Origin of the sequence: Nonomuraea sp. NPDC049695, from assembly GCF_040674955.1 — a bacterium.
GTDB lineage: Bacteria > Actinomycetota > Actinomycetes > Streptosporangiales > Streptosporangiaceae > Nonomuraea > Nonomuraea helvata.
Genome location: NZ_JBFANV010000060.1, coordinates 28,126 through 54,857, shown reverse-complemented (window position 1 = coordinate 54,857; position 26,732 = coordinate 28,126). Strand labels below are relative to the sequence as shown.

At 69.6% G+C, this 26,732-nt stretch carries 32 protein-coding genes and 1 tRNA gene; 14 read left to right on the top strand and 19 right to left on the bottom strand.

All coding sequences use genetic code 11. The features are described from left to right. Positions 1-6: 6 nt before the first annotated feature. From AB0J64_RS38125 to AB0J64_RS38090, 8 genes are all read right to left on the bottom strand, one after another. Complete coding sequence (locus tag AB0J64_RS38125) at positions 7-411, bottom strand: Rv3654c family TadE-like protein (protein WP_364038531.1); 405 nt, start codon at positions 409-411, stop codon at positions 7-9. Between the two features lie 26 nt (positions 412-437). Beyond that, positions 438-830, bottom strand: a complete 393-nt coding sequence (locus AB0J64_RS38120) for a TadE family type IV pilus minor pilin (protein ID WP_364038528.1) — start codon at positions 828-830, stop codon at positions 438-440. Then, positions 827-1,393: a DUF4244 domain-containing protein gene (locus AB0J64_RS38115; protein ID WP_364038525.1), complete on the bottom strand. Its 567-nt coding sequence runs from the start codon at positions 1,391-1,393 to the stop codon at positions 827-829. The genes AB0J64_RS38120 and AB0J64_RS38115 overlap by 4 nt, the downstream gene beginning before the upstream one ends. 189 nt (positions 1,394-1,582) lie before the next feature. Then, positions 1,583-2,368, bottom strand: coding sequence for a type II secretion system F family protein (locus tag AB0J64_RS38110; protein ID WP_364038522.1), 786 nt, complete (start codon positions 2,366-2,368; stop codon positions 1,583-1,585). 43 nt (positions 2,369-2,411) lie between these two features. After that, complete coding sequence (locus AB0J64_RS38105; RefSeq protein ID WP_364038519.1) at positions 2,412-3,119, bottom strand: type II secretion system F family protein; 708 nt, start codon at positions 3,117-3,119, stop codon at positions 2,412-2,414. A 76-nt stretch (positions 3,120-3,195) separates the two neighbouring features. Next, complete coding sequence (locus AB0J64_RS38100) at positions 3,196-4,404, bottom strand: TadA family conjugal transfer-associated ATPase (protein ID WP_364038516.1); 1,209 nt, start codon at positions 4,402-4,404, stop codon at positions 3,196-3,198. Beyond that, positions 4,401-5,441, bottom strand: coding sequence for a septum site-determining protein Ssd (gene ssd / locus AB0J64_RS38095; RefSeq protein WP_364038513.1), 1,041 nt, complete (start codon positions 5,439-5,441; stop codon positions 4,401-4,403). Before ssd ends, AB0J64_RS38100 begins: the two co-directional genes overlap by 4 nt. 761 nt (positions 5,442-6,202) lie before the next feature. Next, the gene (locus AB0J64_RS38090; RefSeq protein WP_364038510.1) at positions 6,203-6,985 is read right to left on the bottom strand and encodes an oxidoreductase; all 783 of its coding nucleotides are present in this window, start codon (positions 6,983-6,985) and stop codon (positions 6,203-6,205) included. A gap of 270 nt (positions 6,986-7,255) precedes the next feature. On the opposite strand from AB0J64_RS38090, the gene acs reads away from it, so the two are divergent. The 5 genes from acs (at position 7,256) to AB0J64_RS38065 (ending at position 12,329) form a co-directional block, all read left to right on the top strand. Continuing rightward, on the top strand, positions 7,256-9,229 hold the full coding sequence (gene acs / locus AB0J64_RS38085) for an acetate--CoA ligase (protein WP_364038507.1): 1,974 nt from the start codon (positions 7,256-7,258) through the stop codon (positions 9,227-9,229). Positions 9,230-9,352: 123 nt separating this feature from the next. After that, positions 9,353-10,507, top strand: coding sequence for a Na+/H+ antiporter NhaA (gene nhaA / locus AB0J64_RS38080; protein ID WP_364038504.1), 1,155 nt, complete (start codon positions 9,353-9,355; stop codon positions 10,505-10,507). A gap of 31 nt (positions 10,508-10,538) precedes the next feature. Beyond that, positions 10,539-10,979 (top strand): phage holin family protein, encoded by a 441-nt coding sequence (locus tag AB0J64_RS38075; protein WP_344998776.1) that lies wholly within the window; start codon positions 10,539-10,541, stop codon positions 10,977-10,979. After that, entirely contained in the window at positions 10,969-11,889 is a 921-nt protein-coding gene (locus AB0J64_RS38070) for an alpha/beta hydrolase (RefSeq protein ID WP_364038501.1), read from the top strand. The genes AB0J64_RS38075 and AB0J64_RS38070 overlap by 11 nt, the downstream gene beginning before the upstream one ends. Beyond that, positions 11,886-12,329 carry a DUF309 domain-containing protein gene (locus AB0J64_RS38065; RefSeq protein ID WP_364038498.1) on the top strand — a complete coding sequence of 148 codons (444 nt, stop codon included), beginning with the start codon at positions 11,886-11,888 and terminating at the stop codon, positions 12,327-12,329. Before AB0J64_RS38070 ends, AB0J64_RS38065 begins: the two co-directional genes overlap by 4 nt. A 19-nt stretch (positions 12,330-12,348) precedes the next feature. On the opposite strand, the gene AB0J64_RS38060 is transcribed toward AB0J64_RS38065, so the two are convergent. Further along, the gene (locus AB0J64_RS38060) at positions 12,349-13,539 is read right to left on the bottom strand and encodes a MarP family serine protease (RefSeq protein WP_364038495.1); all 1,191 of its coding nucleotides are present in this window, start codon (positions 13,537-13,539) and stop codon (positions 12,349-12,351) included. Between the two features lie 81 nt (positions 13,540-13,620). Between AB0J64_RS38060 and AB0J64_RS38055 the strand changes: the two genes are divergently transcribed. Next, positions 13,621-14,133: a HEAT repeat domain-containing protein gene (locus tag AB0J64_RS38055; protein ID WP_364038492.1), complete on the top strand. Its 513-nt coding sequence runs from the start codon at positions 13,621-13,623 to the stop codon at positions 14,131-14,133. On the opposite strand, the gene AB0J64_RS38050 is transcribed toward AB0J64_RS38055, so the two are convergent. Together AB0J64_RS38050 and nth are read right to left on the bottom strand one after the other, a co-directional pair. Then, positions 14,130-14,777, bottom strand: coding sequence for a CoA pyrophosphatase (locus tag AB0J64_RS38050; protein WP_364038489.1), 648 nt, complete (start codon positions 14,775-14,777; stop codon positions 14,130-14,132). The two genes, AB0J64_RS38055 and AB0J64_RS38050, sit on opposite strands and share 4 nt — an antisense overlap. A gap of 41 nt (positions 14,778-14,818) precedes the next feature. Then, the gene (gene nth, locus AB0J64_RS38045; RefSeq protein WP_364038486.1) at positions 14,819-15,541 is read right to left on the bottom strand and encodes an endonuclease III; all 723 of its coding nucleotides are present in this window, start codon (positions 15,539-15,541) and stop codon (positions 14,819-14,821) included. A gap of 85 nt (positions 15,542-15,626) precedes the next feature. Between nth and AB0J64_RS38040 the strand changes: the two genes are divergently transcribed. After that, positions 15,627-16,067, top strand: coding sequence for a hypothetical protein (locus AB0J64_RS38040; RefSeq protein WP_364038483.1), 441 nt, complete (start codon positions 15,627-15,629; stop codon positions 16,065-16,067). A gap of 214 nt (positions 16,068-16,281) precedes the next feature. Continuing rightward, on the top strand, positions 16,282-16,917 hold the full coding sequence (locus AB0J64_RS38035) for a Crp/Fnr family transcriptional regulator (protein WP_225965682.1): 636 nt from the start codon (positions 16,282-16,284) through the stop codon (positions 16,915-16,917). Here the strand turns inward: AB0J64_RS38035 and AB0J64_RS38030 are convergent. From AB0J64_RS38030 to AB0J64_RS38015, 4 genes are read right to left on the bottom strand one after another with little or no spacing between them, the layout of a single operon-like run. Then, entirely contained in the window at positions 16,899-17,687 is a 789-nt protein-coding gene (locus tag AB0J64_RS38030; RefSeq protein WP_364038480.1) for an MBL fold metallo-hydrolase, read from the bottom strand. The two genes, AB0J64_RS38035 and AB0J64_RS38030, sit on opposite strands and share 19 nt — an antisense overlap. Continuing rightward, positions 17,684-18,496, bottom strand: coding sequence for an NUDIX hydrolase (locus AB0J64_RS38025; protein WP_364038477.1), 813 nt, complete (start codon positions 18,494-18,496; stop codon positions 17,684-17,686). The genes AB0J64_RS38030 and AB0J64_RS38025 overlap by 4 nt, the downstream gene beginning before the upstream one ends. Before the next feature lie 6 nt (positions 18,497-18,502). Beyond that, on the bottom strand, positions 18,503-18,961 hold the full coding sequence (locus tag AB0J64_RS38020) for a RidA family protein (RefSeq protein ID WP_364038474.1): 459 nt from the start codon (positions 18,959-18,961) through the stop codon (positions 18,503-18,505). Beyond that, on the bottom strand, positions 18,958-19,113 hold the full coding sequence (locus AB0J64_RS38015; protein ID WP_344998799.1) for a hypothetical protein: 156 nt from the start codon (positions 19,111-19,113) through the stop codon (positions 18,958-18,960). Before AB0J64_RS38015 ends, AB0J64_RS38020 begins: the two co-directional genes overlap by 4 nt. A gap of 76 nt (positions 19,114-19,189) precedes the next feature. Here AB0J64_RS38015 and AB0J64_RS38010 point away from each other — a divergent pair, with 76 nt between their 5' ends. Then, on the top strand, positions 19,190-20,191 hold the full coding sequence (locus AB0J64_RS38010; RefSeq protein ID WP_364038471.1) for an ArsA-related P-loop ATPase: 1,002 nt from the start codon (positions 19,190-19,192) through the stop codon (positions 20,189-20,191). Then, the gene (locus AB0J64_RS38005) at positions 20,188-21,315 is read left to right on the top strand and encodes an ArsA family ATPase (RefSeq protein WP_364038468.1); all 1,128 of its coding nucleotides are present in this window, start codon (positions 20,188-20,190) and stop codon (positions 21,313-21,315) included. Before AB0J64_RS38010 ends, AB0J64_RS38005 begins: the two co-directional genes overlap by 4 nt. A gap of 51 nt (positions 21,316-21,366) precedes the next feature. Here the strand turns inward: AB0J64_RS38005 and AB0J64_RS38000 are convergent, their stop codons facing one another. Continuing rightward, entirely contained in the window at positions 21,367-21,663 is a 297-nt protein-coding gene (locus AB0J64_RS38000) for a WhiB family transcriptional regulator (protein ID WP_090771382.1), read from the bottom strand. 243 nt (positions 21,664-21,906) lie between these two features. Here AB0J64_RS38000 and AB0J64_RS37995 point away from each other — a divergent pair, with 243 nt between their 5' ends. Continuing rightward, positions 21,907-24,165 carry a transglycosylase domain-containing protein gene (locus AB0J64_RS37995; RefSeq protein WP_364038465.1) on the top strand — a complete coding sequence of 753 codons (2,259 nt, stop codon included), beginning with the start codon at positions 21,907-21,909 and terminating at the stop codon, positions 24,163-24,165. Between the two features lie 151 nt (positions 24,166-24,316). Here the strand turns inward: AB0J64_RS37995 and AB0J64_RS37990 are convergent, their stop codons facing one another. Further along, positions 24,317-24,775 (bottom strand): GatB/YqeY domain-containing protein, encoded by a 459-nt coding sequence (locus tag AB0J64_RS37990; RefSeq protein ID WP_344998807.1) that lies wholly within the window; start codon positions 24,773-24,775, stop codon positions 24,317-24,319. 99 nt (positions 24,776-24,874) lie between these two features. On the opposite strand from AB0J64_RS37990, the gene AB0J64_RS37985 reads away from it, so the two are divergent. From AB0J64_RS37985 to AB0J64_RS37975, 3 genes are all read left to right on the top strand, one after another. Next, positions 24,875-25,738: a metallophosphoesterase gene (locus AB0J64_RS37985; RefSeq protein ID WP_364038570.1), complete on the top strand. Its 864-nt coding sequence runs from the start codon at positions 24,875-24,877 to the stop codon at positions 25,736-25,738. Positions 25,739-25,803: 65 nt separating this feature from the next. Further along, positions 25,804-25,877, top strand: a tRNA-Pro gene (locus AB0J64_RS37980). Between the two features lie 68 nt (positions 25,878-25,945). Then, on the top strand, positions 25,946-26,233 hold the full coding sequence (locus tag AB0J64_RS37975) for a hypothetical protein (protein ID WP_364038462.1): 288 nt from the start codon (positions 25,946-25,948) through the stop codon (positions 26,231-26,233). On the opposite strand, the gene AB0J64_RS37970 is transcribed toward AB0J64_RS37975, so the two are convergent. Together AB0J64_RS37970 and AB0J64_RS37965 are read right to left on the bottom strand one after the other, a co-directional pair. Continuing rightward, complete coding sequence (locus AB0J64_RS37970; RefSeq protein ID WP_364038459.1) at positions 26,230-26,478, bottom strand: hypothetical protein; 249 nt, start codon at positions 26,476-26,478, stop codon at positions 26,230-26,232. The genes AB0J64_RS37975 and AB0J64_RS37970 overlap by 4 nt on opposite strands. A gap of 5 nt (positions 26,479-26,483) precedes the next feature. Next, complete coding sequence (locus AB0J64_RS37965; RefSeq protein ID WP_364038456.1) at positions 26,484-26,720, bottom strand: hypothetical protein; 237 nt, start codon at positions 26,718-26,720, stop codon at positions 26,484-26,486. Between the last annotated feature and the right edge of the window lie 12 nt (positions 26,721-26,732).

The following is a 26,732-nucleotide window of genomic DNA, read 5'->3' as shown; positions in this document are numbered from 1 at the left end:
GCTCGATCATGGTGGTGTGACTGCTGGGCCGGCGCGAGCTCTGCCGGTCAGCGTGCGCGTGCCTAATAACGGCAGCGAGACCGGCAATGAGGTCCAGACGTCGGCGATCTCTTGGGTGATCTCGCAGCGGGTGAGCTCGACGCCGTTCTGTGCGGCGAGGGCGGCGGCTCTGGGGCAGGCGGCTTCCGGGTTGGTTATCGCCAGTTTGGCCGCTGCCAGGGCGCTGAGGTCGGCGGCGCTGTTCACGCGGTGGAGTGCCACGCGTGCCGAACCCACCGTGGCGAACGCGGTGGCCACCGTCATCAGGAGGCCCATGAGGGCCACCCCCCAGAGGGTGGCTGAGCCTCTTTCTTTGGTGTTGATCGGTGCCTTCCCTCTCCGCAGGGTCTGGTTTCTGTATGGCGTGCTCATCTGCCGGCTCCCGTTTTCTCGCTGGGTCAGGGGATGCTGCCGGGCTCGGTGTCGGCCGTGGCTGTGGCGGATATGCGGACCGCCGGCAGGGACCGGGCCCAGGACGGGCGTACCTCTACCGTGATCTCGACTCTTGTCGTCTCCTTCTCGCGGGATACCGTCACCTGCGCGTCCGCCCGGCTGGCTGACCGAGCTCGGGCGCTGACCTGCTCCAACGGCTCGCCTCTGGCCGCGGCTCGCGCTGCCGCGCGGGCCGCGTCCACGCATTCGAACTGGGCACCGACGGCTTGGACGGCCCACAGTGCGGCTGCCAGGACGACCATGAGCGCGGGCAGCATCGCGGCGGTCTCGGCCGTGACCGACCCCCGCGATGCCGACCGCGTCTCGCCCATGGAGGTCCGCGCTTGGCGGAGGGTCATCCGTTGGCGGTGTTGAGAGCTCGGTCGATGAGTGAGCTCAGCATTTCCTGGACCTCTGGGCTGCTCACCACCTTGAACAGCAGCGCGGCGAAAGCACACGCCGCGATGGTGCCCACCGCGTATTCGGCCGTGGACATGCCTCGCTGCCGGTTGACGGCCGCGTAGTGGAGCCATCTGTTTCCGCGCGGACGGTCGGGAAGGTCCGCGCGCTGGGCCTGCCCGGATGGGTCGGCCGGCGGTGCCCCGTTGCGTGCGGTGGGTGGTGTGGGGGTGTCCCCTGGCGGCTCGGCGATTGCGCTTGCGGCTTCGCCGGTTTCGGCGGTGTTGGCGGTGTTGGCGGTGTTGGCGGTGTTGGGTGGCGCTATCGGATTGGTTCGGGACGAATGGCTGTGGCTATGAGGGATATTGCCCGGCGTGCTGTGGGGGCTCTGCTTTGTGGCGGCTCTGATGTGGTCGGGCGTGGTGTGGGGGCTCTTGGCGGCTCTGATGTCGTCGGGAGTGGTGTGGCGGCTCTGTCTCGTGGCGGCTCTGATGTCGTCTGGCGTGGTGGCGGGACTGTGCATCGTGCCTCCAGGTGGTGCTCGGAGCCGGGGTCTTGTCCGGCGGGATCCCTAGGTTGGCGGTAGCGGGGTGGTGGCCGAGGGACCGAGCGGCGTTCTGTGGATAAGCGGTGGGCGGCGGTACACCCCTGTGGATGAGCGGTGGGCGGCGGTCCACCCTTGTGGAAGCTGAGGAGGTGGGCCGGCTGCGGGCTACGGGAGGACGATCGTGGCGGCCAGGCCGGCTATCACCGGGACGATGCCCAGCAGGACGAATGCCGGGAGGAAGCACAGGCCCAAGGGGGCCACCGCCTTTACGCCGACGCTCCTGGCCGCGGCCACGGAGGCGGCTCTGGCGGCTTCGCGGGCGTCGTCGGCCAGGCGGGTCAGGACATCCGCCACCGGGGCGCCGCTTTGAGCCGCTCGGCTCATGGCTCGGGAGAGCTGCGCCGTGGCCGGGTCCGTCGCGAGGGTGCCCCAGGTGGGTTCGGGGTCGGCGCCGAGGCGTAGCTGGGTGCTGACCCATTTCAACCGCCGGCCGAGTGGGCCGCCGATCGCGTCGGCGGCTGTGTCGGTGGCGGCGCTCACCGGGCGGCCGGCGAGGAGGCATGCCGTCATCAGGTCGGCGGCGAACGGAAGATCGGCCGCGATTCGTCGGCGCTCGCGGTGGGACTGCTGCGGTTGCTTCCTGTGGAGAAATATCGCGACTGGTGGAGCGATCAGGATGCCCACGAGGATTCCGGCGATGCCGCCGATCAGAAGAGCAAGGATCAGTCCTGTGCCCGCGGCTGTGATGATCGTCTTTCGGGTGATGCGGGGTGGAGGGGAATCCAGCCAGGCCGGGTGAGGCGGCTCCTCGTTCTTGATCTGGGCTTGCTGATGCTCGGGGTGAGGTTTCCTCGGCGGGCGCAGTCGGGACAGGCGTTCGGCCGGGGTTCTTGGTGCGAACCACAGCCAGGCGGCCATGCTGGCGAACAACGCGGACAACAGCTGGAACATCGGCCAGGTCCTGTCAAGATCGGTGTACGGCTCGGCTGTGGGTTCAGGCTTGTGCTCGAGCTGCCATGCGGTTGGTCCACCACAGGCCGCAGACGTCCAGTGCGATGCCTGCTGTCAGGCACATGAGGCCGGGCAGGCTGCCGAACAGGAAGTCCAGGGGGTGCATGTTCAGGGCCGCGGCCATCACGAGGCCGAGGGCCGGGAGCACGGCGAGGAGTCTGGCCGTGGTGCGGGGGCCGGCCAGCTGGGCCGCGACGTCCTGGCGGTGGGCTTGGGCTGTGCGTAGCGTGCTGCCGACCCGCTCGACCAGCGCGGCCAGGCCCGCGCCCACCGTGACGCCCACGTCCCAGCAGGCCGCCAGTTGGCGTAGGCCCTCGCCGCCTTGGGATGGGGCCGACGAGAGCAGGGCCGCGGAGACGTCGCCGCCGTCCCTTGCCGCCGCGATGACAGGGCGCAGGGTCTCCGGAGCCGGGACGTCCACTGCTGCTATTGCCCTGGTCAAAGCCTCTCCGGGGGTACGGCCGGCCGAGAGCTCGGCGGACAGTGCCTGGCACAGCTCTATTGACGCCCGACGCCAGGACTCTGCGCGGCGTGCGGGGGTCGGGCGGATGAGGAGCCTGCTCAAGGACTTCCATCGCGGCTTCTGCCCGCCCGCGGTCAGCCTGGCCAGGCGCGTTGTGGGGGCATCAGGGGCTGTCCACAGCCACACGGCGCAGGCTGTGGACAATGCGGCTATCAGGGCACAGGTCATCGCACTGCCTTTGGTGTGGACGCGGCGGCATCCGGTTCGGCCGAGCCGCATCGCTCCGGCTCGCGTGTGTGCACCTTCATGGCTGTGCTCTCTGTGGCTGTGCTCTCTGTGACAGGGCTCTCTGTGACAGGGCTTCGTAGGCCGGGCCGGGCCGGGAGTTGCCCTGTGCGTCGAAGGTGAGGGCGGGGATCGACTCGACGAAACCGGTCGAGGTCCGGGAGAGCAGGCAGATCTCGGCTACGCGTCTTCGGCCGTCCGGGCGGTCGCGGGTCAGGTGGATGACCGCGTCGAGCGCCGCGGCCAGCTGGCTGTGCACGGCCTCCCTGGTCAAGCCCGCCGCGCAGCCCAGTGCCTCCAGACGGGGTGGCACGTCGGCGGCGGTGTTGGCATGAAGGGTGCCGCAGCCGCCCTCGTGGCCCGTGTTGAGCGCGGCCAGCAGGTCGACCACCTCGCTGCCTCTCACCTCTCCCACCACCAGGCGGTCAGGGCGCATGCGGAGCGCCTGGCGCACCAGGTCGCGCAGGCCCACCCCGCCCGCGCCCTCCAGGTTGGCCGGGCGGGTTTCCAGGCGGACCACGTGGGGGTGCACAGGGCGCAGCTCGGCGGAGTCCTCCACCAGGAGGAGGCGCTCCGCCGGATCTGCCAGCGAGAGCAACGCCGACAGGAGCGTGGTCTTGCCTGTGCCGGTGCCGCCTGTCACCAGGAACGCCAGCCTGGCTGTCACCATGGCGGTCAGCACCGGAACCGCGGAAGGAGTGACGGTCCCCGCCGACACCAGGTCTTCCAGAGTGAACGTGCGGCGCGGCGGCAGGCGCAGCGACACGCAGGTGCCGCCCGACGCCACCGGTGGAAGCACGGCGTGCAGGCGGACGCCTCCCGCGAGCCTGGCATCCACGTACGGGGAGGCGTCGTCCAGTCTCCTGCCGGCGGCGGCCGCGAGGCGCTGGGCCAGTCTGCGGACGGCTCCGTCGTCCGTGAAGGTGACCTGGGTGCGGCGCAGGCCGCCACCGTCGTCGATCCACACCTCGCGCGGGCCGTTGACCAGGACGTCTGTCACGTCGGGCCGGGCCAGCAGCGGCTCCAGCGGGCCCGCGCCGATCAGGTCGGCGCAGAGGGCTCTGGCCACCGCGAGGATCTCCGCGTCGCCGTACACGGACTTCTCGGCTCGCAAGGCCACGGCCACCTGGGCGGCGCTGGGCTCCACGCCCGCCCGGGCCAGGCGTACGCGAACCGCTTCCACGAGCTCCGGAGAGACGGCCCCCTGGGATGAGGAGTGGGTGGTCATGTCGGGAGAAGGTCTCGTAGGAGGGTGGTGCAGAGGGCGCCCAGCACGGTGCGAGGGCCGAGTCTGGGCAGCTCGCCGCGGTTGAGAGTGGCGGTGAGGCGTGGCTGGTCCGGCAGCGCGCCGGCGGACGGGATGCCCAGCGAACTCGCGGCGGTGTCCTCGTCCACGATCCCCGGCCTGAGCACCGCGCGGATGTCAGAGGTGTGTTTGCGGGTTTCGCCCAGCACCTGGACGGTCGACAAGATGCCGCGTACGTCCGCCGTGGCCACCACCAACGTGGTCTTCGCTCTGGTCAGGGCCTCGATCGCGGCGGGGTCCAGGTGGCGTGGGAGGTCGACGACTATCAGGTCGAAGCCTCGTTGGCCTGCCTCCAGCACCGAGCGCATGGCCTGGGCCGGGATCGCCGCCACCTCGCCCCTGTGGAACGAGAGGACCGCCAGGTCGCCGAACGACGGCAGGGCCGCCTGAAGGGCGCCGGCGTTGATCCGGCCCTCGCGGGCCACCAGGTCTCCCCAGCGGGCGCCCGGTGCCTCCTCCTGGCCCAGCAGCGCGTCGATGCCTCCGCCCAGCGGGTCGGCGTCCACCAGAAGGGTGCGGAGGCGGTCGCCTGAGGCGCGCAGGGCCAGACAGGCCGACAGGACGCTCGCGCCCGCCCCGCCACGGCCGCCGATCACGCAGATCACGGAGCCCGAGCGGGGGTCGGGCTCCATGGCGTCCGCGAACCGCTCCACCAGGTGGCGCTCGTCCTCGGGGAGCGCCATGACGGCCTGGGCGCCCACTGCCACGCATTTTCGCCAGGTGTCCGGGTCTTCGGCGGCTCGGGTGACGAGGAGGACCTGGTCTCGGGTGGGCGGTGAGGTCGCGGCCACCGCGTCCGCCTGGTCGGCGCCCACCGCGATCAGCGGCGCCAGGTTCCAGAACGGCCGGGCGTGGGCGGGGGCGTGCGCCACGTCGAGCTGGGCGCCTGCCGCGGCCGCTATGCGGACGAGGTCGTCGAGCAGGGCGTGATCTTCGGTGATGACGAGCGGACGGTGCATTGCCGGCTCCCGGGGTGGGCAGGGTTGGGAGGCCAACGTTGCTGGGGATGGCAGGGGCGGCGAGGGGCTGAACGAAGTTCTGGGGATTGCGGGTCCCTGCTGGGATGCCGCTGTGGACAACCGCGCTCGCCGGTCAGAGTCACCACGAGCCCGAAGGTGGCGGAAAAGGGGCGACCCCCGCCGGGGGGGAGAGCGGGGGTCGCCTGAGCGGTCCGGCTCCGGGGGGGTAGAGCCGGTCCCGTTTCAGAAGAAAGCTTTCATCACTTCACCAGAGCCTGGCAAGGGACTGGCAAAGCTACCCCGTGCACGGTCGCTCCAGTTTCGGGCGATACCAACGTATGCTGCCCGATCGACTCGAGTTTCGTCGAGGAGCAATCTCGCATTTTCGCCAAGTTTTTTGTCAGCGACATAACGATCACATAAAGGAGATCACTCTCCGTGATCGTCACGGGTCGGTAACCGGACGACCCGAGGTGCCCGTGAAGGCGTATGCCTGGCCTGACCCCATTGACGGGTAAAGGTCTTGCTCCAAGGGGTTCCCATCAGGGCGGATCCGACGTAGAAAGAAGTCACGGACCCCTTGTCCGGGTGCATCAGCCGGGCACCCACGCGCGACCAGCCGCGGGAGGCGCGTCGTGACGGGCTTGACCCGCTCCGACGAATACAGGTGCACGCTTGGTAACCCGGTGTGATGCGCCGGCAGACGGCGTCTCTTGACTGAGACGCCGTCAGCTATGTCAGCACCCTCACCTGCGGCGCGCTCAGCCCCTTTGCATGGCCTCGCAGATGGCGGTCGTCTCGCGGACCCCGAGGGTTACCGCTGAGGCACACTGTTGTACCCACTGCGCGACGCCCTCCGGCGTCCCGCTCAGGTACGCCCGCAACCCGTCGGCATAGGCCCCCTCCAGGTGCCCCACCTCCACGGCCACCAGCGACTTCGGGTCCAGCCCGTACTCGACCAGGGTGAGCCGCTCGGCCGAACGCGCCACGATCCCGTCGGCCGTGCCGAAGGGCCGCAGCACCGCGAGCTCGGCGTGCACCACGGCGGCCAGCACGATCGCGGGCGCCTTGGTGGCCCCCTCCAGCAGGCCGAACAGCCCTTCCATGCGCGCCACCGCCTCAGCGGCCCCTGGCGCGGGCCCCAGGCCGAGCGGATCCGACGCGTCCGAGGACGCCGCCCGCGGACGGCCCAGGGAGGAGTGCGGCGCGAGGCCGGCCGCGGCCACCGCGTGCAGGCGCGCGAGCACCTGCCGAGGCGCCGTACGCCAGGTCGGGCCCATCCGGCCCATCTCCGCCGAAGCACGCAGGGCCCCCTGCACCAGCGGGTCGTGGACCTCGTCCCGGCGCAGGGCGTCGAGGGACACGTCCACGCCTTCCAGACTGGCCGACGCCCGCGCGCCGCGCAGGGACGACTCCGCGGACACCGCCGGGCTGGCCCGGCGCAGGACGCGGTGGCGGTACAGCCTGTCGACGGCCTGCCGCGCCGAGTCCACGGCCTCGGCCACGCCGGGGAACTCCGCGATGACAGCCAATGGGTCACTCACGGGAACCGACCCTACCGGCGGGTACGGCCCGACCGTACCAGCCTCCCCGAGAGCCGCGGCAAGGCGGGGAAAACCCGGCGACGGAATATCCGCGACCCTTTATGGGTCCCCTCCGGATTTCAGGATGACAACATTTCAATAGCGTTTGTCAGCCGTACTGATAAGCGAGGACTCCTCGGTACGTACCTGTCTAGACCTCTTGTGTGTGGAGCCCGTGAGCTGGTGAAGTGGGACACGACGTATTCAATCTGGCCATAGAAGGAGCACGAAGTGGCCCCGGAGACCCCTGGCAACGAGACCCAGGCGCTGTCCAACCTGCTGCAGGAGAACCGCCGGTTCGCACCGCCGGCTGACCTGGCGGCGGCCGCGAACGTGACCGCCGCCGCATATAGCGAGGCCGCCGCCGACCGTCTCGCTTTCTGGGAGCACGCAGCCGAGCGGCTGACCTGGGCCAAGCGGTGGGACAAGACGCTCGAGTGGAATCCCCCCTTCGCCAAGTGGTTCATCGGCGGCGAGCTCAACGTGGCCTACAACTGCGTCGACCGCCACGTCGATGAGGGCCGCGGCGACAAGGTCGCCTACTACTGGGAGGGCGAGCCCGAGGGGGACACCCGTACCCTCACCTACAACGACCTCAAGCGCGAGGTCAGCAAGGCCGCGAACGCCCTTCAGGAGCTCGGCGTCGCCAAGGGCGACCGCGTGGCCATCTACATGCCGATGATCCCCGAGCTGCCGGTCGCGATGCTGGCCTGCGCCCGCATCGGAGCGATCCACTCGGTGGTGTTCGGCGGCTTCTCGGCCTCGGCGCTGAAGAGCCGGATCGACGACGCCGACGCCAAGCTGGTCATCACCGCCGACGGCGGCTACCGCAGGGGCAACCCGTCGGCGCTCAAGCCCACGGTGGACGAGGCCGTCGCCGAGTGCCCCCAGGTCGAGAACGTCCTCGTCGTACGGCGCACCGGCCAGGACGTCGCGTTCGGCGACAAGGACGTGTGGTGGCACGACCTGGTCGAGCGCCAGAGCGACCAGCACACCGCCGAGCCCCACGACGCCGAGGACCCGCTGTACATCCTCTACACCAGCGGCACCACCGGTAGGCCGAAGGGCATCCTGCACACCACAGGCGGCTACCTCACCCAGACCGCCTGGACCCACCACGCCGTCTTCGACCTCAAGCCCGACACCGACATCTACTGGTGCACGGCCGACATCGGCTGGGTGACGGGCCACTCCTACATCGTGTACGGCCCCCTGGCCAACGGCGCCACCAGCGTCATCTACGAGGGCACCCCCGACACCCCGCACCGCGGCAGGTTCTGGGAGATCGTGCAGAAGTACAAGATCACGATTCTCTACACCGCCCCCACGGCGATCAGGACGTTCATGAAGTGGGGCGACGACATCCCCGCGAAGTACGACATGTCCAGCCTGCGCATCCTGGGCTCCGTCGGCGAGCCGATCAACCCGGAGGCGTACGTCTGGTACCGCGAGAACATCGGCCACGAGCGCTGCCCCGTCGTCGACACCTGGTGGCAGACCGAGACGGGCGCCATCATGATCAGCCCCCTCCCGGGCATCACCGCGGGCAAGCCCGGCGCCGCGATGCGCCCCCTCCCGGGCATCTCCGCGGACGTGGTGGATGACCAGGGCAACAGCGTCCCCAACGGAGGCGGCGGCTTCCTCGTGGTCCGCGAGCCGTGGCCGTCGATGCTCCGTACGATCTGGGGCGACGACCAGCGCTACATCGACACGTACTGGAGCAGGTTCGAGGGGATGTACTTCCCCGGCGACGGCGCCAAGAAGGACGAGGACGGCGACCTGTGGCTGCTCGGCCGCGTGGACGACGTCATGCTCATCTCCGGCCACAACATCTCCACCACGGAGGTGGAGAGCGCCCTGGTCAGCCACCCGAAGGTCGCGGAGGCGGCCGTGGTCGGCGCGACCGACCCGGTGACGGGCCAGGCGATCGTGTCGTTCGTGATCCTGCGTGGCACGGCGGAGGAGAGCGACGACATCGCCGCCGAGCTGCGCAACCATGTGGCCAAGACCCTCGGCCCGATCGCCAAGCCGCGCCAGATCCTGGTCGTGCCCGAGCTGCCCAAGACCCGCTCCGGCAAGATCATGCGCCGCCTCCTGCGTGACGTGGCGGAGAACCGGAGCATCGGCGACGTCACCACCCTGGCCGACAGCACCGTGATGAACCTGATCTCGGAGAAGCTCCCGTCGGCGAAGTCCGAGGACTGAGGCGCCGCATAGAGGGCGTATGTCCCCGTATGGGGATATGCGCCCTCTATAGGTACGCTAGTACGCAGGTGTGCCGGGAAGTCTGGTCGGCATGAGTAAAGCAATTCCGACCAGAGGAGTCCCTTGCGTACCCAGACTCGTGCCATCGCCGAGGCCCTCCGCACCGAGACCATCGGCGGAGTCATCATGCTCACCGCCACGGTCGCCGCCCTGGCCTGGGCGAACATCTCCCTCGACAGCTACGAGGCGCTCCGCGGGACCCGGCTCGGCTCCATGGAGCTGTACAAGTGGGCGCAGAACGGCCTGCTGACGATCTTCTTCTTCGTGGCGGGCCTCGAGGTCAAGGCGGAGCTCGTCCACGGCGAACTGGCCAACGTCCGCAAGGCCGCCCTGCCGATCATCGCGTCCCTGTCCGGAATGGTGGTACCGGCCCTCGTCTACCTGCTGGTCAGCTGGGGCGAGCGTGACGCCGCCCGCGGCTGGGCGATCCCGACTGCCACCGACATCGCCTTCGCCCTGGCCGTGCTCGCCGTGACGGCCAGCGCGATGCCGGCGGCGCTCCGCGCGTTCCTGCTGACCTGCGCGGTCGTGGACGACCTCGGCGCGATCACGATCATCGCCGTCTTCTACACGGAGCACGTCGACGTCCTCATGCTGCTCCTGGGAGCGGCGCTGCTGGCCGCGTACGCCCTGCTGCCGCACCAGAAGTACACGCTGGTGCCGCTGGGCCTGGCCGCCTGGTACGCCTTCGAGGTCAGCGGGGTGCACGCGACCGTGGCGGGAGTGGCGCTCGGCCTGCTGACCCGTACGACCGCGAATCAGGGGCGCTCTCCAGCCGAGGCGGCCGACCACTACGTCCGCCCGATTTCGGCCGGTCTGGCGGTGCCCGTGTTCGCGTTCCTGTCGGCGGGGGTGAAGCTGGACGGATCCAGCCTGGGCGCTATCTTGTCCGATCGGGTAGTTCTGGGAGTGATAGCGGGACTCGTACTCGGGAAGTTCCTCGGCGTGTTCGGTGGCGCCTGGCTGTCGGTGCGGCTCGGCCTGGCAAAACTGTCGGAAGAGCTGCATTGGCGGGACATGGCGGCGGTGTCGTTGCTGGCCGGGATCGGGTTCACGGTTTCACTGCTGATCGGCGACCTGGCGTACGGTGACGACCGGCAGCGGGCCGAAGCTGTCACCACCGGGATCCTCGCGGCCAGCGTCGTCGCGTCGATCCTGGCGGCGGTGCTGCTTCACGTGAGGGTGCGCAAGCACCGCATTGCGCTGGATGATGTTTGACACGGCCGCCAGGCCTCGATAGGAGACGTTCATGCCGCAGACTCCCGAGGAAGAATCCCTGGGCTCGCTGGTCGCCCAGGCGACCAGTCAGATCTCGGACCTCGTCCGCTCGGAGATCGAGCTGGCCAAGGCCGAGTTCAGGTTCGACGCCAAGCGGGTCGGCATGGCCGGCGGGCTGTTCGCCGCCGCCGCCTTCACGGCGCACCTGTGCCTGATCCTCGCCTCGTTCACCATCGCGTACGTGCTGGCGCAGTGGCTGCCCAACTGGCTGGCCTTCCTCATCGTGACCGTGTTCTACCTGCTGGTCGCGGGTCTGCTGGTGTTCATCGGGATCAGGCGGCTCAAGGGACTGGCCGGGATGAAGCGGACCGCCAGGTCGATCAAGGGGCTCAAGGAGATCGCCACACCCGAGGACGAGGCGCTTCCCGCGCTCCGTCCCGATCGGGAGCCGGTGACCCGCGATGGCACCTGACGAGTCGGTCGTACAGATCGAGGGTCCCTGGACGCATCGCGCGGTCCACGCGGGCGGCACCCGCTTCCACGTCGTCGAGGCGGGCGAAGGGCCGCTGGTGCTGCTGCTGCACGGGTTCCCGCAGTTCTGGTGGACCTGGCGCAACCAGCTCGTCTCGCTGCCGAAGGCCGGCTACCGGGCGGTCGCGGCCGATCTGCGCGGCTACGGCGGCAGCGACAAGCCGCCGCGCGGCTACGACCTGCCCACGCTGGCCGCCGACGCGACCGGGCTGATCAGGGCGCTGGGCGAGACCGGGGCGATCGTGGTCGGGCATGACTGGGGCGGGCTGCTGGCCTGGACGATGGCCGTGCACGAGCCCAAGTGCGTGCGCCGGCTGGTCGCCGTGTCCGCCGCGCATCCGCTGCGGCTGCGCAGCGCGCTGCTCACCGACCCGTTCGGCCAGCTCAAGGCCAGCGTGCAGACGTTCGGCCACCAGCTGCCCCTGCTGCCCGAACACCGCCTCAGGCGCCGCGAGGGCGCCCTGGTGGGCCGGCTGCTGGATGAGTGGTCGCGCCCGGGATGGCCCGATCCCGAGACCGCGCGGATCTACCGCGAGGCGTTCCGCATCCCCGCCGTGGCACACTCGGCGCTGGAGTACCACCGGTGGTTCGGCCGCTCCCAGCTGCGCCCCGACGGCCGCCGCTACGCCAGGGCCATGCGCACCGAGATCGAGGCACCTACGCTGCACCTGCACGGGGCGCTCGACCCGCGCCTCCTGCCGCGTACGGCACAGGGTTCGAGCCGCTACGTGGCGGCTCCGTACCGGTGGCGGCTGCTCGAAGGAGCCGGCCACTTCCCCCACGAGGAGATCCCCGACGTGTTCGACACCGAGCTGCTCGGCTGGCTGGCCGACCCGGAGCCCGACCGATGAGAGACCGCGATCCCGAGGGCAGGCCACGCAGCGCCAGGCCGCGCGACGCGTACGGCCGGCCGCTCCCCTACGGCGAGCCCGGCGTGCCCAGGGTCCCCGACGACTACGCGCCCACCACGGAGCAGGCTCTGACCGACGGCCGCCGCTTCCTGAGCGAGGGCCTGCCGTTCAACGCGCACGAGGTGTTCGAGGGCCGCTGGAAATGCGCGCCCGAGGAGGAGCGCGAGCTGTGGCAGGGTCTCGCGCAGATCTGCGTCGGGCTGACGCACCTCCAGCGCGGTAACGGGCGCGGCGCGGTGACCCTCTTCAGCCGGGGCGCCGCCAGGGCCCAGGGGTACGGCGGCGCGTACGACGCGGTCGGCAAGGCGGCCTCGGGCCTGAGCCAGGACAGCGACCCCGACGAGGCCATCGCCCTGATCCTGGCCAAGCTCCCCAGCTAGCACACGCCCCCGCGGGGGATCAGTCGCACTGCTGGGTGCTGGCCTGCGTGGTGTCGTTCCTGCCCTGGGCCGCGTCCGGGGCGACCTCCTCGGCCGTCAGAACGTAGCCGGTGTCCGCCTCGTTGGTGGCGGCGGCGAAGATCACGCCGTAGACGCGCCCGTCCACCGTGAGCAGCGGCCCGCCCGAGTTGCCCGGCAGCACCCGGCCGCGGATCGCGTAGACCTTGCGCGTGACCGTGGTGTCGCGGTAGATGTCGGGCCCCTCGGCGTCGAGCTGGCGGCCGATCCTGGCCGGCTCGGCGGTGAAGCCTTTGCTCTTGGGGAACCCGGCGATGATCGCGTTGTCGCCCCGCCCGCCGTCGCCGTCGAAGGCGAGCTGCGGCAGGCCGAGCCCGGGCACGTACAGGACGGCGATGTCGCGCCGCGGGTTGTAGCGCACGACGGTGGCCGCGTGCGGCGTGTTGGTGGAGTCGATGACCTGCAGGTCACGGGTGACGCCCGCCACGACGTGGGCGTTGGTCATGATCCGGTCGGGGGCGTAGACGAACCCGGTGCCCTCGATGTGCTTGTTGCAGCTCTCGGCGTTGCCCTGGACCTTGACGATGCCCTTCCTGGCCCGCTCCAGCTTGGAGCCCTGCAGCACGCTCTGATCCGGCGGCGGCACGTCGATGAGCTGGTCCGCGCCGATCGCGTCGAAGACGGGCGGGAACTCCGAGCGGTCGATGAACTTCTTGAACGGCTGCTGCCAGTCGCGCGCGCCCTGCGGGATCGCCTCGTCGACCGTGGTCAGCAGCGCGGAGTTCTTCACCTGGTCGACGAGCGGGGTGAAGGCCGTGGAGACGATCAGCGAGCCGATCAGCCAGGCGATGACCAGGACGGACATCGCGCTGGAGAACGTGCCCCCGACCGCGTCGGCCACCCTGGCGGGCTCCCAGGTCACATGGCTGCGTACGACGGCGCCGAGGGTCGAGGAGGCGAACTGGCCGATGGTGGCGGCGAGGAAGACGATCACGATGGCCAGCAGCGCCTGAGGCGTGTCGCCGCTGACGACGGCCTTGGAGATCGGCGGCGCGATGAAGACGCCGAGCACGGCACCGCCCACGAACCCCACGAAACTCATGACCCCGATGATGAAGCCCTGACGGTAACCGGAGATACCGAAGGCGACCACGAGGCCGATCAAGATGAGGTCAAGCAGATCACCGCGCACGGTTCAAAGGTAACCAGCGATACGGTCAAGTGTGCACGTCTTCGGCCAGGACGGCGCTACCGCATGTCTACCTTGGGCGGTATGCCGCCGGCCGAGGGAACAGTGCGCGATCTCATCGAGGCAGCTCTGGGCGACACGGACCCCGACGGCCCGCTGCGCTGGCATGTGATCTCCGTGCTGCGCCAGCGCGGCGATCTGGAGTCGTTCATCGAGGCGCGGCGGCTGTGCGCGGCGGACACCGTGGCCGAACGCCTGCTCGGCGTGGACATCATGGGGATGCTGCGGCTGTTCGTGGACCGTACGCTGCCGGTGCTGCGCTACCTGGCCGCCAGCGAGAACGACGCCATGGTCCTGTACTCGGTGCTGATCGCGTTCGGCCACCTGGCCGACCCGCGGTCGCTGCCGTCGGTGATCGAGCTGGCCGCTCACGGCGACGCCAGAGTGCGGTACGGCGCCGCGTACGCGCTGCAGCACGTGCTGGGCGACCCCCCTGACCGGGCCGGCCTGGAGACGCTGCGCGCGCTGGCGGCCGACAGCGACAAGGACGTGGCGGACTGGGCCTCGCTCGGCGTGGCGCTGAGAGAGATCCCTTAACTCCTCGAGGCCAGGTCGATCACGTGCTGCGGGAGGTCCTCCACCCGCGTGGGATCCCACGGGCGTTCGAGCCCGCCCTCGCGCAGCACGGTGTCCAGGACCATGGCCGTGAACCCCCACACGAGCATCCCCCGCACCTGGAACGCCGGCCCCGCGAACCCGCTCGGATGCCGCAGCGTGACCCGGTTGCCGGGATCGACCAGCTCGGCGATCGGCACCCGCTCCACGGAATCGACCTCGTGAGGCGAGGCCGCGTGCACGGCGGACGGCTCGCGCCACCAGGCGATCACGGGGGTGACCCGGTTGTCGCTGTGGTCGAGGTACAGCTCGGGCATCGTGCCCAGCACGTGGACGCCGGAGGGATCGACGCCCGTCTCCTCCTCGGCCTCGCGCAGGGCCGCCGCGACGGGTCCTCCGTCGTCGGGGTCCACGCCGCCGCCAGGGAACGCGGGCTGGCCGGCGTGCCTGCGCCCGCGCGTGCTGCGCTGGATGAGCAGGACGTCAGGGCCCAGCGGCCCCTCGCCGAACAGCATCAGCACCGCCGCGGCCCGCCCGGCTCCGTCCGGGGGACGCAGGTATCGGGGCACTCTGATCCGCTGAGCCTGCGTCGCCAGTCGGTCGAGCCAGTCGGGCACTTCGGTCACGCATTCCTCCAACACGCCGGGACTCCGATCACTTCCCTTGATCAGGAGAAGGGGCCGGGCCTGACGAGCTTCGCGGCCTCGGCCGTCGCCGTGGGGCCGGTGCCGTACGAGGGGCAGAGCGCGGCCAGCGGGCACACGCCGCACGCGGGCCGGCGGGCATGGCAGATGCGGCGGCCGTGCCAGATCACCCGGTGCGAGAAGATCGTCCACTCGCGCTTGGGCAGCAGCTCCGCGACGACGTGCTCGATCTTGACCGGGTCGGTCTCCTCGGTCCAGCCGAAGCGGCGTACCAGCCGCTGGAAGTGGGTGTCGACGGTGAGCCCCGGCACGTCGAACGCGTTGCCCAGCACCACGTTGGCGGTCTTGCGGCCCACGCCCGGCAGGGTGACCAGGTCCTTCAGCTTGCCGGGCACCTCTCCGCCGTAACGCTCGCACACCGCCGTGGCCATGCCGATGATGCTGTTGGTCTTCGCGCGGAAGAACCCGGTCGAGCGGATGATCTCCTCCATCTCGGACGGGTCCGCGGCGGCGTAGTCGGCCACCGTCGGATATTTCGCGAAGAGGATGGGGGTGACCATGTTGACCCGCTTGTCCGTGCACTGCGCGGAGAGGATGGTCGCGACCAGAAGTTCTAACGGGTTGCCGAAGTCGAGCTCGCAATGGGCCTCTGGGTAGGTCTCCGCGAGGATGCGGTTCATCTTGCGGGCCCGCCGTACCAGTGCGAGCTGGGTCTCCGGCTTGCGCCCCGCCGCGTTCGTGGCCATGCCGCAAGACTAGAAGCTCTCGCGAACTGTTGAACCCAGGACGGCCCTGCTCGCGTACAACCTGGCGACTTGGGAGGCGATGGCCATGAGCGGTCAGGGTGCGGTGCTGTCGGACTTCGTACGTACATCGGGGCCGCTCCACGGGCAGGCGCTGCATCACCTGGCCCTGGCCTGCGCCTCCGCCGTGGCCAAGCTGCACGCGCGCGGGAACGTGGGGCTCGGGCTCAGCCATGAGAGCGTCGCGCTCGGCCTCAACGGGCAGGTGCTGATCGGCTGGCAGCCCGGCATCACGCCGGGCTCCGCCACCGACGACATGCGGGCCTGGGCCGACCTGGTGGTCTTCGCGGGCACCGGCCGCACGGACGGCGACACCGCCGCCCTCCCTCCCGCCCTGCGCCTCGCGGTACGGCAGTGCCGCCGGCCCGACCCCACCACCCGCCCCCGGGCGGCGGACGTGCTCCGCGTGCTGCTCGGGCAGTCCGTGGCGGCGGCCGTGGCCTCGGTGGACGACCTGCTGGCCTCCTGAGGGGACCTGGCGGCCTCCCGAGGGGGGCCGAAACCCCCTGAAACAAGGGCATCCGGTAACTTTCCCCTGGATGCGACTCGTCCTAAAAGCGCAGAACACTCCAGCATTCCCATAACCTGTGAGTGCCACGCAGAGTGGGGTGAGTCACAATGGCAGCAGAGGAGGCAGAGTGAACACCGAAGATGTGCTGGGCAAGGCCCCCCTGTTCGCCGCGCTGGACCGCGAGAGCGCCGCGGCGCTGCGTACGAGCATCACAGAGGTCCAGCTCTCCAAGGGACAGACGCTCTTCCACGAGAACGAGACCGGCGACCGGCTCTACGTCGTGCTGGAAGGCAAGATCAAGCTGTCCCGCACCTCACCCGACGGACGGGAAAACCTGCTGAGCGTGCTCGGGCCGAGCGAGATGTTCGGCGAGCTGTCGCTGTTCGACCCGAGGCCGCGTACGGCCTCCGCGACGGCGCTGACCGACGTGCGGCTGGCCGGGCTCGGCCACGACGACCTGCGGCCCTGGCTGACCGGCCGCCCCGAGGTGGCGCTCCACCTGCTGCGCGCGCTGGCCCAGCGGCTGCGCCGCACCAACGACGTGCTGGCCGACCTGGTCTTCACCGACGTGCCTGGCCGGGTGGCCAAGCAGCTGCTCGACCTCGCCGAGCGGTTCGGCACCAAGACCGACGACGGTCTGCGGGTCCATCACGACCTGACTCAGGAAGAGCTGGCCCAGCTCGTCGGGGCCTCGCGTGAGACGGTCAACAAGGCGCTGGCCGACTTCGCCCAGCGGGGCTGGCTGCGGATCGAGGCCAAGGCCGTGGTCATCCTCGACATGGACCGGCTCTACAACCGGTCGAGGTAGTCGAGCTGCGCCACGACGGACATCTCGGCGGCGGCCCAGAGTGAGCGGTCGACGTCCGCGTACACGACCTTGACGATCTCGCGCGGCGTGCGCGCGCCCTGCTCGCGCGCCGCCCTGATCTGGTCGAGCCGTTCGCGCCTGTGGGCGATGTAGCCGTCGAGCGCGCCGATCGGGTCGGGCAGCACCGGGCCGTGGCCGGGCAGCAGCGCCCGCGCCTCCAGGCTCTCCGCGGCCGCCCGCAGCCGGTCGAGGCTGCGGAGGTAGTCGGCCAGGCCGCCGTCGCGGGCGATGATCGTGGTGCCCCTGCCGAGCACGGTGTCGCCGGTCAGCATCGCGCGGTCCTGCGGCAGCCAGAAGCAGAGCGAGTCGAACGAGTGGCCCGGCGTGCCGTACACGTGGATCTCCAGGCCGTCCACGGTGACCACGTCGCCGTCGGCGAGCCCCTCGTCGCCGAGCCGGTGCCGGGGGTCGAGCGCCCGCACGGGGGCGCCCACCATCTCGGCGAAGCGCCTGGCGCCGCCGCTGTGGTCGAAGTGCCCGTGGGTGAGCAGGATCTCAGTGACGCGGCGCTCCCCCAGATGGTCGCGTACGCGGCGCAGGTGCGACTCGTCCTCGGGCCCTGGATCGACGACGACCACCTCGTGCTCGCCGATGACCCAGGTGTTGGTGCCGTCGAGCGTCATGGCGGAGGGGTTGGGGGCGAGGAGGTTCTCGGCGTGTTCCGTACGGGAGCCGTCGGGCGAACCGATCGGGATGTGCACTCCGCTCACGTGGTCACCAGCCGCATCTCGCCCTCGATCTCCACGGCCCGCGGCATGATCGGCACGATCTCCCGGCGCTCGGTAAGGGCCCCCGCCACGCTTTCGTGCGCCGACAGCTCGGTCAACGTTCGGTACGTGGGCGGCATCAGGAAGATCTCGCCCTGGTGCGCCAGCTCGATCGCCTCCGCCGGCCGCTTCCAGGCCACGTGGTCGGCCTCGCCGCCGACGTCGCGGGTGCGCTGGCCTTCCGGGAGCACGGCGACGAAGAACCGCGTGTCGAAGCGCCTGGGCTCGATCTCCGGCGTGATCCAGTGGGCCCAGGGCTTGAGCAGGTCGGACCGGAGCACCAGGCCGCGCCTGGCGAGGAAGTCGGCGAAGGCCAGGCTCCTGTCGATCAGCGCCAGCCGGTCCGACTCCCAGTCGTCCCCCGTCGTGTCGGCGACCACGGAGTCGGGGCCCGGACCGGCCAGCAGCACGCCCGACTCCTCGAACGTCTCGCGCACGGCCGCGCACACCAGCCCTCGCGCGACCTCCTCGGCGGCGTTGAAGACCGCGCCCCACTCGGCCGGTGACGGGCCGGCCCAGGCCACGGCCTGGTCGGTGTCGCGGGCGTCCACCGAGCCGCCGGGAAAGACGTACGCACCGGCCGCGAAGGCCATGGTGGGCTTCCGCCGAAGCAGATAGACCTCAGGCCCTTCCCGCAGAATCACCACCGTGGCGGCGTCCCGGGTGGGGACCGGCTCGACCCGCCCCGCGAGGATCTCCCGTGCCCGCGCGGCGAGCTCGGCTGGAAGCGTCAATCCGGTCACATCGGCCATAGTGCCTCAGGCTACTTCGGCGATCAGCTCCACTTCCACGGGCGCGTCCAGCGGGAGGGCGGCCACGCCCACCGCGCTCCGGGCGTGCCTGCCCGGCTCGCCCAGCACCTCGGCGAGCAGCTCGCTGGCGCCGTTGCCGACCTTGGGCTGCTCGGTGAAGGCGGGATCGCTGGCCACGAACACCACGACCTTGACGATGCGCACGACCTTCCCCAGGTCGCCCACCTCGGCCTTCAGCACGGCCAGCGCGTTGAGCGCGCAGATGCGGGCCTGCTCCGCGCCCTCCTCGGTGGTCAGGTCGGCCCCGACCTTGCCGGTCCTCTGCAGCTTGCCGTCCACGAACGGCACCTGGCCCGAGGTGTAGACGAGGTTGCCCGTGCGCACGGCCGGCACGTAGGCCCCCGCCGGCGCCGGCACCTCGGGCAGGGTCAGGCCGAGGTCCGCGATCTTCTGCTCCGGGGTCACTGCTTCTCCCTCTTGAAGTAGGCCACCAGCTGCTCGGGCGAGGAACCCTGCACGATCTGGACCAGCTCCCAGCCGTCGGAGCCGAAGTTGTCGAGGATCATCTTGGTGTTGTGGATCAACACCGGGGCCGTCAGGTACTCCCATTTCTTCATGGGGCCAGATTAGTGTGAGCAATCTCAAAGGGTGGTCGTCGGCTTTCCGCAAGTGACCCTTCGGTAGCCTCGAGTGGTGGAGTCTCCGGACACGGATTGGGCCGGCGTGCGGTTGCACGTGGTCACCGGCAAGGGCGGCACCGGCAAAACGACCGTGGCCGCCGCGCTCGCGCTCGCCCTGGCCGCCGGCGGCCGTAAGGTGCTGCTCGTCGAGGTCGAGGGCAGGCAGGGCATCGCGCAGATCTTCGATCTGCCGCCGCTGCCCTACGAGGAACGCAAGATCGCCGTCGCACCGTCAGGCGGCGACGTGTACGCGCTGTCCATCGATCCCGAAGAGGCCATGCTCGACTACATGGAGATGTTCTACGGGATGCGCAGGGCGGGCAAGGCGCTGACCAAGATGGGCATCGTCGACTTCGCCACCACCGTGGCCCCCGGCTTCCGCGACGTGCTCGTCACGGGCAAGACGACCGAGGCCGTGCGCAGGCGGGGCAAGAACGGCCGCAGGATCTACGACGCGGTCGTGCTCGACGCGCCGCCGACCGGCCGCATCACGCGCTTCCTGAACGTCACCCAGGAGGTGGCCGGCCTCGCCAAGGTCGGGCCGATCAAGAACCACTCCGATCTGGTCAACGGAGTCGTGAAATCTCCCGAGACGGCTGTGCACTTCGTGACGTTGCTGGAGGAGATGCCCGTCCAGGAGACGCTCGACGGCATCTCCGAATTGCGCTCGGCAGGGCTCCCCGCCGGTGGAATTTTCGTCAATATGGTGCGGGAATCCCAGCTCCCGCAGGCCGCTCTTGACACGGCTGTCAAGGGCCGATTCGACATCGGGGAGCTCGTGCTCGGGCTCAAGGCGGCCGGGGTGGCCGACGGCGCGGAGGCCACGAGGTTCGCCGAGGCGCTCGCGGATGAGGTCGTCGAGCACGCCCGCCGTACGGAGCTGGAGCGCGCCGAGCGCGACTCGCTGGCCGAGGCGGGGCTGAAGAGCTACGAGCTGCCGCTGCTGGCCGACGGCGTGGACCTGGCCGGCCTGTACGAGCTGGCAGAGAGCATGCGCACCCAAGGAGCAACGTGAAGAAGCGGGTAGTGCTCGACATCGACGCGATTCTCGACGACCAGGACACCAGGATCATCGTCTGCTGCGGCGCCGGCGGTGTGGGCAAGACCACGACCGCGGCGGCGCTCGGGCTGCGGGCGGCCGAACGCGGCAGGTGCGCGGTCGTGCTCACCGTGGACCCGGCGCGGCGCCTGGCCCAGTCGATGGGGCTGACCGAGCTGGACAACACCCCGCGCCTGGTCACCTCCCCCAAGGGCGGCGGCCAGCTCTACGCCATGATGCTCGACATGAAGCGTACGTTCGACGAGATCATCGAGGCGCACGCCGACCCTGAGCGGGCCCGCCAGATCCTGTCGAACCCCTTCTACCAGTCGCTTTCGTCCAGCTTCTCCGGCACGCAGGAGTACATGGCCATGGAGAAGCTGGGCCAGCTCCGCCGCTCGGACGAGTGGGACCTGATCATCGTGGACACGCCGCCGTCGCGCTCCGCGCTCGACTTCCTCGACGCTCCCGAGCGGCTCGGACGCTTCCTCGACGGACGGTTCATCCGGCTGCTCACGGCACCCGCCAAGGCCGGAGGGCGCAGCGCGTTCAGGCTGCTCAACGCCGGGTTCGGGCTGATGGCAGGCGTGCTGACGAAGCTGCTCGGCGCACAGGTGATCAAGGATCTGCAGACGTTCGTGTCCGCCCTGGACGCCGTCTTCGGCGGGTTCAGGCAGCGGGCCGAGATGACGTACAAGCTGCTGCAGGCCCCCGGCACGGCCTTCCTCGTGGTGGCCGCGCCCGAGCGGGACGCCATGCGGGAGGCGTCCTACTTCGTCGAGCGACTCGCCGAGGAGCGCATGCCACTGGCCGGCCTGGTGGTCAACCGTGTGCACATGTCGCCTGCCTCGCTCCTCTCGGCCGCCCGTAGCGCCGCGGCCGCGGAAGATCTCGAGTCGAAGGGCGAGCACGAGCTGACCGCCGCCGTGCTGCGGCTGCACGCCGGTCGAATGCAGCTCGCGGCCCGCGAAGGCCGTGAGCAGGAACATTTCACCTCGGCCCACCCCACGGTGCCCGTGGTGCAGGTTCGCGCCATGTCCGAGGACGTCCACGATCTCATGGGTCTGCGGCAGATCGGGGACCTGCTGGCGAGCGCATGAAAGTACGGCCGGCGAACGGCGCCGGCCGTACTCGGCTCGCCGGGCCCTGACTCAGCCCGCGATCAGCTCGTTGGTTCGTTCGTACTCTTCCTTGGCCGACTCGAGCAGGTCGCGCCACGAGTCCACGTCGGGACGCCGTCGAAGCAGCGCTCGCCGTTCGCGCTCGGTCATACCGCCCCACACCCCGAACTCGATGCGATTGTCCAGCGCATCGGCGAGGCATTCAGTACGGACCGGGCAGCCACGGCAGATGAGCTTGGCCCTGTTCTGCGCGGCGCCCTGCACGAACAGGGCATCCGGATCCGCACCCTTACAGGCGGCACGGGAGGTCCAATCCGTGATCCACATTGTTCGACCCCACTCCCCTTAGGTGGTCAGTCGTCATTTGGGGCCGACGGGCGCGGGCGCCGAGCCTCCGTATTCAGTTGCCGCAGAGGAGAACGTACGCAACTTCACGTTCGGGCCGACAGACCCCAGAGGACCAATTTCTCGCGGCAGTCTTGACCGGGAATGACTAGTCACCCCCATCAGTCAAGGCGAAATGGTGTCCTGCTACCGGAAAGGTCAGTCTTTCGACGTACCCTTGGTAGCGTGCAAGCGCAGCGCAAAGATCGTCCCAACCCCGTCCTCGGCATCCTGCGTCTGATCATCGCAGCATCCGCCGCCGGGGTGCTGGCCGCGGCCGTGGCCCTCCCTGCGGTCGGCGGAGCCGGGATCTCCACGAAGAGCGCTGTGGAAACCCTCAACCTCAAACCCGAGAACCTCGACGAACCCCCGCTGCCGGAGCCCTCCGTCCTGAAGGACGCGAACGGCAAGCAGTTCGCGCAGTTCTACTACGAGAACCGCCGGGTCGTGACCCTCGACAAGGTCGCCCCGATCATGCAGACGGCCCTGATCGCGATCGAGGACTTCCGTTTCTATCAGCACGGGCCGATCGATGTTGAGGGAACGGCGAGAGCGCTCGTCAAGAATTTGTCGGGCGGCGGCGTGATGCAGGGCGGCTCGTCCATCACGCAGCAGTACGTCAAGCAGGTGCTGCTCAACAAGGCCGAGACGCCCGAGGAGCAGCAGGCGGCCATCGCGCCGACGGTCTCGCGCAAGCTGTCCGAGCTGCGCTACGCGATGGCGATCGAGCGCAAGTACAGCAAGAACCAGATCCTCGAGAAGTACCTGAACATCGCCTACTTCGGCGCCGGCGCCCACGGCATCCAGGCCGCGGCGAGGCGCTTCTTCGACAAGCCCGCCTCCGAGCTCAACCTCGCCGAGGCGGCCACGCTGGCCGGCGCCGTGCAGAACCCCGCCAGGACCGACCCGAGCGTCGGCCCCGAGTCGCGGGAGCGGCTGATGCAGCGGCGCAACACCGTGCTCGACCGGATGGCCGAGATCGGCAAGATCACACCGCAGCAGGCCGCCGAGGCCAAGGCGAAGAAGCTGGGCTGGAAGAACATCAAGGCGCCCGGCGGCTGCGGGGCCAGCAAGTTCCCGTACTTCTGCCTCTACGTCCAGTACGAGATCCTCGGCAACGAGGACTTCGGCAAGACCATGGACGAGCGCCGGAAGCTGCTCCAGCGCGGCGGCCTGGAGATCAGGACCACGATCGACCCGAAGATGCAGGCCGCCGCCGAAAAGGCGATCAAGAAGTACGTCTCGAAGAAGGACAAGCCCGTGGCCTCGCAGGCCATGGTCGTTCCCGGCACCGGCGAGATCAAGGCGATGGCCGCCTCGCGGAAGTTCGGCGGGAGCAAGAAGAAGAACGAGATGAGCTACAACATCGTGGCCGACGGGGCGCACGGCGGCGGGCGCGGGTTCCAGCAGGGCTCGACGGCCAAGGTCTACACGCTGGCCACGGCGTTGGAAGAGGGCCTGAAGTACGGCGACGGCTTCCCCGCCCCCGCGGGCTACGAGGCCGGCGCCTACAGCACGTTCAAGAACTGCAAGGGCGACAATGTCGGCGACCCGCACCACACCGTGCGCAACTCCAGCGAGGGCGGCGGCGGCTTCAAGACGCTCGAGACCGGCACCTGGGGCTCGGTGAACACGTTCTTCCTCAAGCTGGAGCAGAAGGTCGGGCTCTGCAGCGTGGTCAAGATGGCCAAGAAGCTCGGGGTCAAGCGGGCCGACGGCAACAAGCTGTCCGAGGTGGAGACGTTCACGCTGGGGGTCAACGAGGTCGACCCGGTGACGATCGCCAGCTCATACGCCGTCTTCGCCTCGCGCGGCCAGTACTGCAAGCCGCTGGCGATCACCGAGATCAAGGACCGGGACGGCAAGGCCAAGCAGTACAAGCCGAAGTGCTCGCAGGTGCTGGAGGAGGAGGTCGCCGACGCGGTCAGCGGCATCCTGTCCGGGGTGTTCACCAAGGGCACGATGCAAGAGGTGGGCGGCATCGGGCGGGACGCGGCCGGCAAGACGGGCACCACCGACAACTACATGTCGGCCTGGTTCGCCGGCTACACCCCCAACCTGGCCTCGGCCGTCAGCCTGGGCGACCCGCGCGGCACCTCGTCCCACAAGCTGATCGGGATCACGATCGGGGGGCAGTACTACCCGTACGTGTACGGGGCCTCCATCTCGGGGCGGATCTGGAAGGACTCGATGCTCTCCGCGCTCAAGGGGATCGAGCCGACGGAGTTCACGCCGGTGGACAAGTCGCGGTTCGGCGGCTGCACGGAGCACTGCGCGCCCAAGCCGCCGAAGAAGAAGGACGACAAGGACGGGCAGGACCATTCTGGGGACTTCGGCGATCCGTTCAACATCTTCGAACCGCCGAACGGAGACCAGCCGGGCAACGGGCGCGGCAACGGACGCGGCCGCCAGGTCACCGGCCCCGTCGTCACGACCGGCCGCTGACCCTGCCTACCTGCCTGCGCCGCCACTGGCCGCCCTGGATGCCCGCCCAGCGGCCCTCAGGCGCCCGGAACGCCCGCCTCAGCGGCTCCCAGGCCTTCATGTGAGGGGTAAGCCCTCCCCCGGCGCGAGAGGCCGCCGGGGGACGTGCTCGCTACTTGCCCGCCAGCCGGGCGCGGACGGCGGCGGCGACGCGGCCGCCCTCGGCCCGCCCCGCGACCTTCGGGTTGACGACCTTCATGACCTGCCCCATGGCCTGCGGCCCGGCAGCGCCGGTCTCCGCGAGGGCGGCGTCGACGATGGCCGCCAGCTCCTCGTCGGAGAGCTGCGCCGGTAGGTACTCCTCCAGCACCGCCTGCTCGTCCAGCTCGGCCTGCGCCTGCTCGGCCCGCCCCGCGTTCCCGAACGCCTCGGCCGCCTCCCGGCGCTTCTTGGCCTCCTTGGTCAGCACCTTGATGACCTCGTCGTCGGTCAGCTCCCTGGCCTCCTTGCCGGCGACCTCCTCGACGTTCACCGCGGCCAGTGCCATCCGGATCGTCCGGAGACGTACCTCGTCCCGGCTCTTCATGGAGGCCGTCAGGTCGGCCTTCAGCTTGTCCTTCAATGCGCTCATGCGGTCCATCTTGCCGCCTGCGCGGACCGGCGCGGACTCCTCCCACCGGATGTCGGGCATCATGAGTAGGTGAGAAAAGCCGTCGCAGTGCCACTGTCCATGCTTGGTCTCGGCCTCGCCGGGCTGGGTTACGCCTCCGTGGTGGAGCGCAACTGGTTCCGCCTGCGTCGCTTCGACGTTCCCGTGCTGGAGCGCGGCCAGCGTCCCGTACGCATTCTCCACCTCTCCGACCTGCATCTGACGCCCCGCCGTACGATGCTCATCAACTGGGTCCGCTCGCTGGGCCCCCTGAAGCCGGACCTGGTGGTCAACACCGGAGACTCGATCGCCCACCCGGACGCCGTCCCCTCGCTCCTGCACGCCCTGGAGCCCCTGCTGTCCCGCCCGGGCCTGTTCGTCTACGGCTCCAACGACCTGTACGCCCCGAAGCCCAAAAACCCGGCCCGCTACCTCTGGCGCACCTCCAAGAACGAGCGCCGCCAGCACGTCCCCTCCCTGCCCTGGGAGGAGCTGGGAGCGGGCATGGCGGCCGAGGGCTGGCTCGACATGAACAACACCACGGCCCGCATCAAGGTGGGCGACCTGGACGTGGCGGTGGCGGGCATCCACGACTCCCACATCTCCCGCGACCGCTACGACCTCGTGGCCGGCCCCGCCCCGGCGGACGCCGATCTCCGCCTGGGCGTCATGCACTCGCCCGAGCCCCGCAACATGACCCGCTTCGCCGAGGACGGCTACCAGCTCCTGCTCGCCGGCCACACGCACGGCGGCCAGCTCTGCATCCCGTTCTACGGCGCCCTGGTCACCAACTGCGGCATCGACCGGGCCAGGGTCAAGGGCCTGAGCCGCCACGACAGCTCCTGGCTCCACGTCTCCGCGGGCCTCGGCACCTCCCCGTACGCCCCGGCCCGTTTCGCCTGTTTCCCGGAGGCATCGCTGCTTACTCTCGTTCCGCGCCGTTGACGCGGTCACAAGTACCTTGGGAGTCCGCTAGACTTTTCCAAGCACGCGCAAGACCGGGCGTGCACCGGGGTGTAGCGCAGCTTGGCAGCGCGCTTCGTTCGGGACGAAGAGGTCGTGGGTTCAAATCCCGCCACCCCGACAGAGTTAGACCAGGTAGAGGGCTTGATCCGCTGAGCGGGTCGAGCCTTCTTCTGTTTCTGGAAGTCGATGGGAGCCAATCGGGGAGCCATCTCACTCGGACTCAACCCGTCGGCTTGTCGCCGAAGATTGTGTTCATGGTGTGGGCGCCCTTGGTTCCCTGCCATCGTCTACGGCGATGACTCCGGCAACGTGTCAGTGTGGGATCTGGACACCGGAACAGCAGCGGGAGAGCCCTTCGCCGCGCATTCCGGCACGATCTACGCTGTGGCGGCAGGCAAACGCAGTGACGGGACTCCTGTCGTGATTACCGGCGGGAGTGACAAGACGATACGAATCTGGAGCCTGGGGCCTTAGTTCAGGTGGTTCTTCGCTCGCGCGCCCAGGATCGGGATCGTCCTGATCTTCTTGGCGGGCATGCTCTCCCAGATCAGACCAGAGGGGCGCCGCGATCGCGGGCATTGGATGATGTCGTTCTCGGTGATGGCGAAATCCACCCGAAAATCGTGGCCGCCCTCAGGTAGAAGCTCGTCGATCACTTGCGATGAGTGCACCGTGGCCACGATCACGGTCTCATCGGTCACGAGCCCGTCCTCGATCAACAGGGCTACCTCGATGTCGGAGTAGCCAGCCCCCTTGCCGAGCCGTACGCCCTGATGACCCAGCCACGTGTGGCCTCGATCAGGTCAATCGCCTCGTGCAGTGTGCCGCACGCCTCTTTCAGCTTGCCATGCCGGATGTAGGCGAGCGTGAGATTGCCCAGCACGATGGACTGGGATTTCTTCCACTGCACGAGCGCGCGGGCCGTCTGCGAGAGTGTGTTCGGCCTTGTCGTTGGCGCCAAGGAACAGATAGC